Origin of the sequence: Rhodococcus sp. IEGM 1302, assembly GCF_030056935.1 — a bacterium.
Classification (GTDB): domain Bacteria; phylum Actinomycetota; class Actinomycetes; order Mycobacteriales; family Mycobacteriaceae; genus Rhodococcus_F; species Rhodococcus_F qingshengii.
On the sequence record NZ_JASHKY010000007.1, the window covers coordinates 102,057 to 115,568 of the forward strand.

The following is a 13,512-nucleotide window of genomic DNA, read 5'->3' on the forward strand; positions in this document are numbered from 1 at the left end:
GAGCATTCCCCCGGAAAAATACTAGAACCTGTTCTAGAATGAGTCATGCAACGTCTCAGCGGACTCGACGCGACCTTCCTCTACTTGGAAACACCGACCCAGCTATTGCACGTTTGTGGACTCGTCCTGCTCGACCCCACGACCATCCCGGGCGGCTACGACTACCGGAAGCTGCTTCGCGAGTTGGACTCGCGAATGGCCACCATGCCGACCTTCCGGCGCAAACTCAAAGATTCCCGTCTCAATCTCGACTACCCCGTGTGGGTCGACGATCACGATTTCGACATCGAGCGGCACTGCCATCGGACCGCGGTACCTGCTCCCGGCACACACGCGGAACTGGCAGAGCTCGCCGGACACATCGCGAGCCAACCGCTGGATCGTTCCCGACCGCTGTGGGAGATGTGGGTCATCGAGGGACTTGCCGACGGACAGATCGCCGTCATGTCGAAGATCCATCACAGCGCTGCCGACGGTGTCACCGGCGCGAACATCCTGGCTCAGCTGTGCAGTCTCGAACCGGATTCACCGGCGCTCGTGGATCCCACAGCACAGGGTGCGGGCGACGCGGGAACGCTGGACATCGCCATCGGCGGACTCATGGCCGTCATCGCCCGACCCGCAAGAATCGCCCGTCTGGTCCCGGGCGGAATCGCCATGCTCCCGAAGTGGGTGACGCGTGCGCGAAAGGGTGAAGCGATGCCTGCTCCGTTCACCGCGCCGCGGACCTCGTTCAACGGCGCGATCACCGGTCACCGCAACGTCGCGTTCAGCCAACTCGATCTCGCGAAGGTCAAAGCCGTCAAGGACCGTCACGGCGTCAAGGTCAACGACGTGGTTCTCGCGCTCTGCGCCGGGGCACTGCGTAAGTATCTGGAGGACCGGGACGAACTGCCGGAGGACTCCCTCGTCGCCATGGTGCCGGTGTCGGTCCACGGCAAATCCGATCGTCCGGGCACGAACCAGATCTCGGGCATGTTCACGCAACTCGGCACCCAGATCGCCGATCCGGTCGAACGCCTGCACGCGATCAGCGATTACAACGCCACCTCGAAGAACCACAACGAGGCTCTGGGCGCGAACATGCTCCAGGACTGGTCGCAGTTCGCTTCGCCGGCGGTGTTCGGCGCCGCCATGCGCGTGTACTCGTCGCTCAAACTCGCCGAGCGTCACCCCGTCGTGTCCAACCTGGTCGTGTCGAATGTGCCTGGACCACCGGTCCCGCTCTACTTCCTCGGTGCCCAGATCAAGGGAATGTTCCCGCTCGGCCCGATCTTTCACGGAGCAGGTCTCAACGTGACGGTGATGTCTCTCGACGGAAAACTCGACGTCGGCATCGTCAGTTGCTCCGATCTGGCACCCGAATTGGACCAGCTCGCGCAAGGTTTCGGAGCCGCACTCGACGAACTGTTCGACGCTGAGGTGACAACCCCGGCCCCGACTGCGACGTAGAGTCAGTGACCATGTCCGAAGTCACCGATGATGCAACCGAGCCCACCTCCGACGTAGTTCCGCTGCTCGTTCCGCGTGACGGAGTTCCGGACGTCATCACCACTGCCGCCGGTGTCGCCGACGCCGCGGCCGCGCTGGCCTCCGGCCACGGCCCGCTCGCCGTGGACGCCGAGCGCGCATCCGGATTCCGCTATTCGGCACGGGCGTACCTGATCCAGCTTCGACGCGAAGGAGCAGGATCGTTCCTTCTCGACCCGATTCCGACAGCGCAAGACCTGCAGCCGTTGGCCGAGGTGATCAACCCGTTGCAATGGGTGCTGCACTCTGCCGATCAGGATCTCCCCGGCCTCGCCGAACTGGGCCTGACGCCGGCCGAACTGTTCGACACCGAACTGGCCGGACGACTGGCCGGGTTCGAGCGAGTCGGACTCGCCGCGATCGTGGAACGAACCCTGCGAGTGGAACTTCGCAAGGGTCACGGGGCTGCGGACTGGTCGACACGTCCGCTGCCGGACGCCTGGTTGAACTACGCCGCCCTCGACGTCGAAGTGCTTCTCGAACTGCGCGACGCAATGGAAGCCGAACTCGAATCCCAAGGCAAGCTCGAGTGGGCGAAGGAAGAGTTCGAGTACATCCGTCTGGCCGGCCCGCCCAAGCCCAAACCGGACCGCTGGCGTCGTACGTCGCACATCACCTCACTCAAGACCACCCGTCAGTTGGCGGCAGTACGGGCGCTGTGGCAGGCGCGCGAGGATCTCGCACGCAAGCGCGACGTGTCTCCGAGTCGGGTTCTTCCTGACTCCGCGATCATCGATGCCGCTCTCAAAGATCCTCGGTCGCTGGACGCGCTCCGCTCGCTTCCCGTCTTCGGCGGACCACGTCAACGCCGTTATTCGCGTATCTGGATGGACGCACTGGAAGCCGCGCGGAAGCTCCCCGACAGCGAGCTTCCGCCGAAAACCCCGCCCATCGTCGGGCCGCCCGCTGCCGGCCGCTGGGCCCGCCAGGATCCAGCGGCGGCTGATCGGTTGACCGCGGCGCGCGCAGCACTGTCGGACCTGAGCAAAGAGGTTTCGGTGCCCGTGGAGAATCTGCTCCAACCCGACCTGGTCAGGCGCCTGTGCTGGGACTGGAAACTGGAACCCGACTCGGACATCGCCGAAGTCGAGAGTGCGATCGAGACCAAGCTCACTTCCGGTGGCGCACGTGGCTGGCAACGCACTTTGACCGTTCCCGTCCTCGCCGAGGCACTGAACTCCGTGGTCCCGGCCGAGCCCGAAGTGGAAGAGCCGGAATCCTGACCTGACCCCGGTGTGAGGTTGGAGCAATTCGGCACGTTAAGTTACCGGTCAGTAATGGGCAGTAGTACGCTCGATACGAGGCCGGACGCCTGGCCGTGATCGCCGAACCAACGTCTCACCGCCCTTCGGTGCGGTGGGCAGCTCCATCAGGAGGAATTCGCGTGGCTCCATCCACAAACAACCAACGCAACGTCGTCTTCGTCGACGGCATTCGCACCCCGTTCGGCAAGGCCGGCCCGAAAGGCATGTACGCCGACACGCGCGCAGACGATCTCGTCGTCAAGGCGATTCGTGAGCTGCTTCGCCGCAACCCGCAGCTCGATCCCGCACGGATCGACGAAGTTGCCGTTGCAGCCACCACGCAGACCGGCGACCAGGGCCTGACCATCGGCCGCACCGCTGCGATCCTCGCCGGTCTCCCCGAAACCGTTCCAGGATTCGCCATCGACCGCATGTGTGCCGGCGCGATGACCGCCGTCACCACGACCGCGTCGGGCATCGGCTTCGGCCAGTACGACGTCGTGATCGCCGGTGGCGTCGAGCACATGGGTCACCACCCGATGGGTGAGGGCGCAGACCCCAACCCGCGTTTCCTCGCCGACCGCCTGGTCGACCCGAGCGCCCTCGTGATGGGTAACACCGCCGAGAACCTGCACGACCGGTTCCCGACCATCACCAAGGACCGCACGGACGCCTACGCCGTCAACAGCCAGAACAAGTACGACGCTGCCAAGAAGGCCGGCTTCATCGCCGACACCCTGGTCCCCGTCGCCACCCGCAGTTCCGCGGGCTGGGGTCTGGCCACCGAAGACGAGCCGCCGCGCCCCGGAACCACCGTCGAAGATCTCGCGAAGCTCAAGACGCCGTTCCGCCCGGCCGGACGCATCACCGCCGGTAACGCAGCCGGACTCAACGACGGTGCCACCGCAGCACTGCTCGCCGGCGAGGACACCGCAGCCGAGCTCGGCCTGCCGGTCGGCATGCGCATGGTGGGCTTCGCCTACCAGGGCGTCGACCCCGCCGTCATGGGCATCGGCCCGGTTCCCGCCACCGAGAAGCTGCTGGCACGCACCGGCCTCAAGATCGAGGACATCGGACTCTTCGAGATCAACGAAGCGTTCGCCGTTCAGGTCCTCGCGTTCCTCGAGCACTACGGAATCGCCGACGACGACCCGCGCGTCAACCAGTGGGGCGGCGCCATCGCGTGTGGCCACCCTCTCGCTTCCTCGGGCGTTCGCCTGATGACGCAGCTCTCCCGCCAGTTCGCGACGCGTCCCGACGTGCGCTACGGCTTGACCACCATGTGCATCGGCCTCGGCATGGGCGGCACCGTCATCTGGGAGAACCCGAACCACGCTGACTACCAGGCAGGAGTCAACTAAATGTCTGATATTGCAACAGCATTCGCCGACGAGGTCGTGACGAACGCCTACACGAAGATCATCTCGGTCCCCGGCATCGAGGGCCCGTTTGCACTGATCACCCTCGACAACGGCTTCGACCACACCAAGCCGTCGTCCTTCGGTCCCGGCGGACTCGCAGCATTCGACGCCGCCCTCGACGAAGCCTTTGCCGCCAACCCGGTTGCCATCGCCGTCACCGGCAAGCCGTTCATCTTCGCCGCCGGCGCGGACCTCAAGGGTGTTCCCGCGATCACCTCTCGTGAGCAGGGACTCGAGCTGGGCCGCTTGGGCCACAAGGTGTTCCGACGCCTGCGTGAGTCGTCCGTTCCCACGTTCGCCTTCATCAACGGTGTCGCTCTGGGCGGCGGCCTCGAGGTCGGACTGCACAGCCACTACCGCACGGTTGCCGCCAATGCGGGCGCACTGGGTCTTCCGGAAGCATTCCTCGGTCTGGTCCCCGGTTGGGGCGGAACGCAGTTGCTCCCCAACCTCGTCGGCCCGTCGAACGCCGTCACCGTGGTTATCGAGAACTCGCTGAACCAGAACAAGGTGCTCTCCCCCAAGAAGGCACTCGAACTCGGCGTCGTCGACGTCGTTCTCGATTCCGCCGACTTCATCGAGCAGTCCCTCGCCTGGGCGTCGCAGGTCCTCGCCGGCACAGTGTCCCCCGCTCGCCCCGAGATCGATCGTGGCCAGGGCTGGGACGACGCGATTGCTCGTGCGAAGGCGATCGTCGACGGCAAGACCAAGGGCAACGCTCCCGGCGCCGTCAAGGCCGTCGAGTTGCTCGAACTGGCTCGCAGCACCGACATCACCGATGCCGCCTCGCTCGACAAGGGCTTCGCGGCCGAGGACGAGGCTCTTGCCGATCTTCTGCTGACGGACGAGCTCCGGGCTGGTCTGTACGCCTTCGATCTGGTGAACAAGCGCGCCAAGCGTCCCGCCGGAGCACCCGACCGCTCGCTCGCTCGTAAGGTCAGCGGCGTCGGCATCGTCGGCGCCGGCCTCATGGCCAGCCAGCTCGCGCTGCTCTTCGTCCGCCAGCTCAAGGTGCCGGTCATCCTGACCGACATCGACCAGGAACGCATCGACAAGGGTGTCGGCTACGTCCACACCGAAATCGAGAAGCTCCAGGGCAAGGGGCGCCTGTCCCCCGACGCTGCGAACCGCCTCAAGGCGCTCGTCTCCGGTTCCCTCGACAAGGCCGCGTTCGCCAAGACCGACTTCGTCATCGAAGCCGTCTTCGAGAACATGGACGTCAAGAAGAAGGTCTTCGCGGAACTCGAGCAGTTCATTGCTCCCGAAACCATCCTCGCCACCAACACCTCTTCGCTCTCCATCACGGAAATGGCGTCCGGCCTCGAGCATCCCGAGCGTGTGGTCGGCTTCCACTTCTTCAACCCGGTGGCCGTTCTTCCCCTCCTCGAGATCATCAAGGGCAGCAAGACCGATGATGCCACTCTCGCAACGGCTTTCGCCACCGCGAAGTCGCTGAAGAAGTCCGCCGTCCTCTGCGGCGACAAGGCCGGCTTCGTCTTCAACCGCCTCGTCACCCGCACCTTGGGTGAGGTCATGTCCGCCGTCGACGAAGGCACCCCCTTCAACGTCGCAGACAATGCCATCGCCGAACTCGGCATGCCCATGTCGCCGTTCACCTTGCTGGCCCTCGTCGGACCCGCAGTGGCACTGCACACCGGTGAGACCCTGCAGGAGTCGTACCCGGACCGGTTCAAGAGCTCACCCGGACTCGAAGCACTCGTCGAGGCCCGCAAGCCCGGCGTGTGGACCTGGGGCGAGAACGGTCAGGCCGTCGACCCCGAGGTCGCCGCACTGTGGCCGCAGGGTGACAAGGTGTCCACTTCGGAAGAGGTCCTCGAGCGCACACGTCGTGCATTTGCCGAGGAAATTCAGATCATGCTCGACGAGGGCGTCGTAGCGGCAGCCGAGGACATCGACCTCTGCCTGCTGCTCGGCGGCGGATTCGGATTCTGGAACGGCGGCATCACGCCGTACCTGGACCGCACCGGCACCTCCGAGGCCGTCAACGGCAAGCGCTTCCTCGCGCCTGGTGTTGCCAGCGTCTGAGTCAGTCGATCGACCCGTCACGGACGGCGTGCCCTCGGGTACGCCGTCCGTGGCGTTCTGCAGGCTCAGAATAGGGTTCCCACATCGTCTTTCACGATGTTCTCGAGCGCACGCTCCGCGACGGCGGCGATAGTCATCGACGGATTGCACGCAGCGGAGTTTCCCGGCAGCAGAGCGCCGTCGAGCACGTACAACCCCCGCTGGCCCAGAACCCGCCCATCAAGATCGCACACCGAGTTCATGCAGGCACCGCCGAGGGGATGCCACGTGGACGGCAGTATCGCGTTCGTATCGGTGAGCAGTCCTCCTGCCGCGATCTGCTGGGCCGCAGGTCCGATGTGGCCTTGCTGGATCGCAGAGTCGCCATCACTCGGCCAACGGAGCACCGCCTCACCCCGCGCCGAGTCGTACACGAACCGACCTCGGTCGCGGCTCACACCGAATCCGACCATCACCGTGCTGTGAGCGTCGAACGCAACGGGCGGGAACGACGCCTGAATGACGGTGAACGCGTTATGCGGGTCGTCCCAGTTCCGGCTGCCGTAGACGACCGGCCCGCCCTGCGTCGCGCCGAAATTCTCGGCGAGATCCGACCAGATGTAGATCCGATCGGCATTGGTCCCCCACCCTGCGCCGAGCTCGTCCGGCAGATCCGTGATCCGCCCCGTCGCCGCGGCGCGGACCAGGAGTTTGGTGGTGTTCATGCTGCCTGCAGCCATCACGAGCGCATCCGTCGTCAAGATCTTGTTCTCGAGAATCTTGCCGGAAATGTCGGTCCGGTCCACGTACACGCGCCACCGTCCGTCGGCAGCCCGCTCGACATCGGTGACCTGGTGCAGAGTCTCCACATTCACCAATCCGGTCGCTTCCGCAGCCGCAATGTAGGTGACATCCACCGAATGCTTGCCACCGTTGTTGACACCGAGCGCGCCGTCACCGTTGGTGTAAGACGGCTTCATCTCACCCCTCAGTTCGGCCAACGCGAAGTTCCAGTCGATCGGCATCGGAATCTTCGACACGGGTAGACCGGAACGCGTTGCGTTACGCGCGAATACACGTGCCGCCTCGTAGTTCGGGCTGGAAATCAGTTCGTCTGGTGCAGTTTCCACTTGCAGCATCCGCGCCACCCGCGGGTAATGGACGCGGTCCATTCGTGCGTAATCGAGCTCCTCCGGAAAGTGCGTGTTGAAGACCGCTTCTTCCGGTTGCAGCGTCATCCCTTGGTACACAAGCGATCCGCCGCCCACACCGGCTGCGCAGATCGCGGTCATGTTCTCACCGGTCACCGTCTCCAACAACCCCGCGTATGGCTCGAAGATCGCCGGCCTGCCGAACAGAGTCGGGTTGGACTGATGCCAGAGGATGCGCTTGTCCGGGCTGGCGGGGTGCGGGAAAGTTTCGGCATTCGGCCCGGTCTGCCACCGAATCCCTCTCTCCAGCAAAGTGACCGGAACCCCCGCCTCGGCCAGGCGAAGTGCCGTCACCCCGCCGCCGAACCCCGATCCGATAACCACGACACGGTGCACTTCACGGGTCAGCGGAATCCCTGTTGCAGCCCTGGCAGTGCGTGGCGCCATCATCGCGACTCCCACGGCGGCCGTACCGGCCAAGAACGATCTACGTTTCACTCCGGACATGACTGGTGCTCCCTCGAAGAATGTCGCCAGAGAATTCCGGGCACGCCAAAACTAGACACTCTGACGCTCGAGTGTCAAGGTTTTGGCGGAGCAGGCAAGGAACTACGAGGTCGACCGGATTGCGGGCCCGAGCCACCTCGAGAGAAAGGCCCGCAAGGAGTCGTCGGAATGTACGAGGTCACTGTCGAATGCAACAACCGAAAGCCCCAGTCGCACGGCAATTTCCACTATCTCATCCAACTCCGCCTCGGTGGCGAGGCCACGTTCGACCATAGGGGTGAGCATCTGACCAGCGAAAGGTATTGCTCGACTCATCATTTCGATATCGAAGACAGGGTTTCCCCGCTCGGCGAGGAGCAGAGTCGCGAGCACCGGGTGAGCACGCACGGCAGTTCGCGCGGCAACGATGAATTCGACGACGTATTCACACGCCGTGTCGACCGACTCCACCTGTGCCGTGATCTCCCCGAGAACCTCGACAGCGAGACCGCCCATCGCCTGGGAGACGACCTCTTCACGTGTGCCGAAAATCGAGTACACCGTCTGGCGCGAGACACCGGCCGCGGTGGCAACTGCGGCAATGTTCACAGCCTCGAATCCGCCACCTTCGATCAGTCCGAGGGCGGCACCGAGAATCTTCTGCTGTGATCGCACGAGGAAAGTATTGCCCACCGAAACGGTGCACTGAGAAACGCGGTCCAGATCCGACTCCCACCTGCATAAACGGCACAATCGGTTTCGTTTGGCTGCCGAAATTCAGTAGGTTAGGCTGCCCTTCATGAAAACTTCTGTTCGGGGCTTCACTGCCCTCGGTGCGGCTGCAATCGCGGTCACCGCACTTGTCTCGTGCTCCTCGGATTCAGGCACATCCACGCCATCCCAAGCTACGGACGGATTCCCCGTCAGCATCGAGAACACCTTCGGCACCACGACCATCGACTCGAAGCCCGAGCGCGTCGTCACCCTCGGATGGAACGCGCAGGACATCCTGTACGCACTCGATCTGACTCCGGTCGGACAGCCCAAGTACACCTACGGCGCGGACGACAACGGCGTCATGCCCTGGGCGCAGGACTACTTCGACGCGGACAAGACAACGCTCTTCGACATGCCGGCCAGCGGAGAACCGCCGATCGAGTCCATCGCGTCGTTGACCCCCGACGTCATCCTCGCGCCGTACGAGGGCTTCGAGGAATCCGTCTACAACCAACTGAGCAAGATCGCACCGACGGCCGCCTACCCCGGCGCGGCCTGGCAGACATCCTGGCAGGACCAGACCCGCATCGTCGGCAAGGCAGTCGGCAAGAGCGAAGAGGCCGACAAGCTCGTCGACGGCCTCGACGCGACTCTCGCCGATACCGCCACAGCCCACCCGGAGTTCGCCGGAAAGACATTGGCAGTGGTCAACTTCGACACCGATTCGAGCAACATCAACGTCTATCTGCCCACTGATCCGCGGGTCCAGGTGCTGACCGAACTCGGGTTCGTCAACGCACCGGGCGTCGAGAAGCTAGCCGCGGACAATGCAGGTGGATCGTTCTTCAAGACGATCTCCTACGAGAACATCGCCGACATCGACGCCGATGTGATCGTCGGCTTCACCGACGGCTCCGGTGATCCGTCCGGCATACCCGCAGTCGGTGGACTCGGCGCGGTCAAGCGTGGATCCACCGCATTCCTCAGCGACACCCGGGTCATCGGCGGACTGAGCAACGTCAACGTCCTGAGCACGCCGTGGGTCCTCGGCCAGATCACACCGACGTTGAGCGAAGCCGCAAAGCGCGCCTCCGCCTAGAAACGAGATTTTCCCGACAACCCTCTCCGGCGTGATCCGTATCGAACGGCTCGCCGGAGAGGCGGGTGACCCGGAAATTCATGGCGAAGGATCTCGAAGACATTGCAGCAAAAGCCGAGCGCCGTCGGGCGAGTAAAGCGCCCTCACCTGCACTTACCATATTGTTTGCATACTAACTGCAATCAATACGACATTACTGTGTCAAGCTGATTCGCTGCGGGAATGGACTCAGCTGGGTAACGGCGCGTGAGTCCCCGCCAAATCTGCCCCGGTGGGCGTAGCGTGCAGAGTGCTCGCGGATGGATCGGCGCATCGGGGTGTCGACCGTAGGGCCTTTGAGGGGGCAGGAATGGCATTCAGCGGAACCGCCTCCGGCGGAGGATCAGGCGCTACTCGCGCCGACGTCGGACATGCAGTGCTCTTCGCCGGCGCCGCCGCGCTCGGCGGTTTTCTGTTCGGATACGACACCGCCGTCATCAACGGGGCGGTCGGTGCGATCCGAGACAAGTACGACATCGGCGCCTCGGGCACCGGGCTCACGGTCTCACTGACTCTGCTCGGCGCAGCACTCGGCGCCTGGATCGCAGGCACACTCGCCGACCGACTCGGCCGCATCCGCGTCATGCAGATAGCCGCGGTGTTGTTCATCATCGGCGCCGTAGGCTCCGCAATTCCGTTCAGCGTCTACGACCTCACGTTCTGGCGCGTGGTCGGCGGCCTGGCAGTGGGTTTCGCGTCAGTCATCGCCCCGGCCTACATCGCGGAGATCTCCCCCGCCGCGATTCGCGGACGTCTCGGCTCGATGTACCAACTGGCGATCGTTCTCGGAATCGCCGTGTCGCAGTTGGTCAATTACGCCCTCCAGGCCGCGGCCGGTGGTGATCGCAATCAGATCGCAGGCCTCGAAGCCTGGCAGTGGATGCTGATGCTCGAGGCGGTTCCCGCAGTCCTGTACCTGATCATGACAACCACGATTCCCGAATCTCCACGGTTCCTCGTGGCGCAGGGCAAGGACGATCGTGCTCGCAAGATCATCTCCGATCTCGAAGGTGGAGATCACGACGCCGTCACCGAACGCATGAACGAGATCCGCGAATCTCTGACGGAGAAGCAAGCCAAGACCACAGTCCGCCAACTCTTCTCGAAGCGGCTCGGGGTCTCCCATCTGGTGTGGGTCGGTATTGCACTCGCCGCATTGCAGCAGTTCGTCGGTATCAACGTGATCTTCTACTACTCGAGCACCCTCTGGCAGGCGGTCGGATTCGGCGCCGACCGATCCCTGCTGATCAGCGTCGTGAGCGCCTTGGTCAACATCGTCGGTACATTTGTCGCCATCGCCGTCATCGACCGGGTCGGTCGAAAGCCGCTGTTGTTGGTCGGTTCCGCCGGTATGGCCATCTCACTGGGCACCGCGGCGTTCTGTTTCCATTCGGCAACAGTGACCAAGAACGAGATCGGCGAATCTGTGGCCACGCTGACCGGAGCGAACGCGACTATCGCACTTATCGGTGCGAACGCATTCGTATTCTTCTTCGCTCTGTCCTGGGGCCCGGTGGTCTGGGTGTTGATCTCCGAGATGTTCCCCAACCGCGTGCGTGCTGCAGCAGTAGGAATTGCGACCGCCACCAACTGGGTCGCGAACTTCCTGGTCTCCTGGACGTTCCCGGCACTGGCCGATTGGAATCTGTCGTACACCTACGCCGGCTACGCCGTCATGGCAGTGTTGTCGCTGTTCGTCGTCCTGAGGTTCGTGAAGGAAACGCGAGGCAGCACACTCGAATCCGTCCAGTAGCGAGATCTCACGGTTTCACACCGAAAAGCGGTGGCCCTCGGATTGATCCGAGGGCCACCGCTTTTCGAGATTATCGTGAGACGAGCCGTCAGCCTTGCGCGACTTCGCCCTGAGCCGACGCCGAGGACGCGTCTTCCTGGACGTGGACGCCGACGCTGCCCATCCCCGCCACCCAGCCGGTGATCTTGCGGGAGAGGTCCTGAGCCGTGAGTCCGAGTTCCTTGTGGATGGCCTCGCGGCTGGCGTGATCGAGGAACTGCTGGGGAACGCCCATGTCGCGGCACGACGTGTGCACTCCGGCTGCCCGCATCGCGGCCGAGACCGTCGAACCGATGCCGCCGTGCAGACCACCGTCTTCGATGGTGACCACGAGGGCGTACTTGTCCGCCATCTTCACCAGCGAATCCGCGACCGGCAGAACCCACCGCGGATCGACGACGGCAACCGAGATGCCCTGCTTGTCGAGCCGCTCGGCAATCTCGAGTGCCAGGGATGCAAACGGGCCCACCGCGACGAGGAGCACGTCGCCGCGCTCACCCTCGCTGGACTTGAGAACGTCGACCATTCCGTCGAGTCGCTTCACGGCCGGAATCGCTTCGGGTACAGCGCCCTTCGGGAAACGAACGACGGTTGGGCCGTCGTCGACGAGAAGTGCCTCGTCCAGCTCTTCCCGCAGCGTGTCTGCGTCACGCGGTGCCGCGACGCGGATCCCCGGGATGATTCCGAGCAGCGAAAGATCCCAGACGCCGTTGTGGCTGGCGCCGTCGACTCCGGTGACCCCGGCGCGGTCGAGCACGACTGTGACCGGTTGCTTGAGTAGAGCGACGTCCATCAACAACTGGTCGAAAGCCCGATTGAGGAAGGTCGAGTAGATAGCAACGACGGGGTGAAGTCCACCCAGTGCAAGACCGGCGGCCGAGGTCATCGCGTGCTGCTCGGCAATACCGACGTCGAACATGCGGTCGGGGAACTTCTCACCGAATGCCGCAAGGCCGGTGGGCCCGGCCATCGCTGCGGTGATGGCGACGATGTCCTCACGACGCGAAGCCTGCTCGATCAATGCGGCCGAGAAGACCGACGTCCAGTCCGGCGAGGACGACTTGGTGCCGCGACCTGTGACGGGATCGATGACGCCGGTGGCATGCATCTGGTCGGCCACGTCGTTCTCGGCGTGTGCGTAACCGTTGCCCTTACGAGTGACGGCATGCACGATGACCGGTCCGCCGTAGGCCTTTGCCCGGCGCAATGCCGATTCCATGGCGGCTTCGTCGTGTCCGTCCACCGGTCCGAGATACTTGATACCCAGATCGGTGAACATGACCTGAGGGCTGACCGCGTCTTTGAGACCCGCCTTCATTCCGTGCAGGACGGAGTACGCGGTGCGCCCCACCCAGGGCAGTCTCTTGACCATGCGTCGGCCACTGTCGAGGGCGCGCTCGTAACTCGGCGCAGTGCGCAGTGCCGAGAGATGGTCGGCGAGTCCGCCGATGGTCGGTGCGTACGAGCGACCGTTGTCGTTGACGACGATCACCACCGAACGGTCCTTGCCTGCCGCGATGTTGTTGAGAGCTTCCCAACACATTCCGCCGGTCAGCGCGCCGTCACCGACGACGGCAACTACGTGGCGATTCTGACCCGTCAGCGCGAAGGCCTTCGCGAGGCCGTCGGCATAGGACAGCGCGGCGGAAGCGTGAGAGGACTCGACCCAGTCGTGTTCGCTCTCGGCGCGGCACGGATACCCGGACAGTCCGCCCTGCTTACGCAGAGTGTCGAACTGATCCTGACGACCGGTGAGGATCTTGTGTACGTAGGCCTGATGGCCCGTGTCGAAGATGATCGCGTCCTGCGGCGAGTCGAAAATTCGGTGCAGTGCGAGGGTCAACTCCACGACGCCCAAGTTGGGCCCGAGGTGACCACCGGTCGCAGCGACCTTCAGCACGAGGAACTCACGAATCTCGTCGGCCAACTCCGTCATCTCGGCGTGGCTCAACTGACGTAGATCGTCAGGACCCTGAATGCGGGCAAGAACACCCAACGAGATCGCTCC

9 protein-coding genes are annotated in these 13,512 nt (G+C 64.0%); 6 read left to right on the top strand and 3 right to left on the bottom strand.

Going from position 1 to position 13,512, the window contains the following annotated elements; translation table 11 throughout:
* Positions 1 to 45 precede the first annotated feature (45 nt).
* The 4 genes from QM609_RS13855 (at position 46) to QM609_RS13870 (ending at position 6,241) form a co-directional block, all read left to right on the top strand.
* Positions 46 to 1,452, top strand: coding sequence for a WS/DGAT/MGAT family O-acyltransferase (locus tag QM609_RS13855; protein ID WP_003942594.1), 1,407 nt, complete (start codon positions 46 to 48; stop codon positions 1,450 to 1,452).
* An 11-nt stretch (positions 1,453 to 1,463) separates the two neighbouring features.
* Positions 1,464 to 2,753, top strand: coding sequence for an HRDC domain-containing protein (locus QM609_RS13860; protein WP_050656618.1), 1,290 nt, complete (start codon positions 1,464 to 1,466; stop codon positions 2,751 to 2,753).
* Between the two features lie 161 nt (positions 2,754 to 2,914).
* Positions 2,915 to 4,135: a thiolase family protein gene (locus tag QM609_RS13865; protein WP_003942598.1), complete on the top strand. Its 1,221-nt coding sequence runs from the start codon at positions 2,915 to 2,917 to the stop codon at positions 4,133 to 4,135.
* Positions 4,136 to 6,241, top strand: a complete 2,106-nt coding sequence (locus QM609_RS13870) for a 3-hydroxyacyl-CoA dehydrogenase NAD-binding domain-containing protein (RefSeq protein ID WP_050656619.1) — start codon at positions 4,136 to 4,138, stop codon at positions 6,239 to 6,241.
* A gap of 65 nt (positions 6,242 to 6,306) precedes the next feature.
* On the opposite strand, the gene QM609_RS13875 is transcribed toward QM609_RS13870, so the two are convergent.
* Together QM609_RS13875 and QM609_RS13880 are read right to left on the bottom strand one after the other, a co-directional pair.
* Positions 6,307 to 7,878, bottom strand: coding sequence for a GMC oxidoreductase (locus tag QM609_RS13875; protein WP_082239186.1), 1,572 nt, complete (start codon positions 7,876 to 7,878; stop codon positions 6,307 to 6,309).
* A gap of 102 nt (positions 7,879 to 7,980) precedes the next feature.
* Entirely contained in the window at positions 7,981 to 8,532 is a 552-nt protein-coding gene (locus QM609_RS13880) for a TetR/AcrR family transcriptional regulator (RefSeq protein WP_050656620.1), read from the bottom strand.
* Positions 8,533 to 8,656: 124 nt separating this feature from the next.
* Between QM609_RS13880 and QM609_RS13885 the strand changes: the two genes are divergently transcribed.
* Together QM609_RS13885 and QM609_RS13890 are read left to right on the top strand one after the other, a co-directional pair.
* Entirely contained in the window at positions 8,657 to 9,673 is a 1,017-nt protein-coding gene (locus QM609_RS13885) for an iron-siderophore ABC transporter substrate-binding protein (RefSeq protein WP_050656621.1), read from the top strand.
* A gap of 349 nt (positions 9,674 to 10,022) precedes the next feature.
* On the top strand, positions 10,023 to 11,465 hold the full coding sequence (locus QM609_RS13890; RefSeq protein ID WP_050656622.1) for a sugar porter family MFS transporter: 1,443 nt from the start codon (positions 10,023 to 10,025) through the stop codon (positions 11,463 to 11,465).
* Positions 11,466 to 11,553: 88 nt separating this feature from the next.
* On the opposite strand, the gene dxs is transcribed toward QM609_RS13890, so the two are convergent.
* Positions 11,554 to 13,500, bottom strand: a complete 1,947-nt coding sequence (gene dxs / locus QM609_RS13895; RefSeq protein WP_050656623.1) for a 1-deoxy-D-xylulose-5-phosphate synthase — start codon at positions 13,498 to 13,500, stop codon at positions 11,554 to 11,556.
* Positions 13,501 to 13,512: the final 12 nt, after the last annotated feature.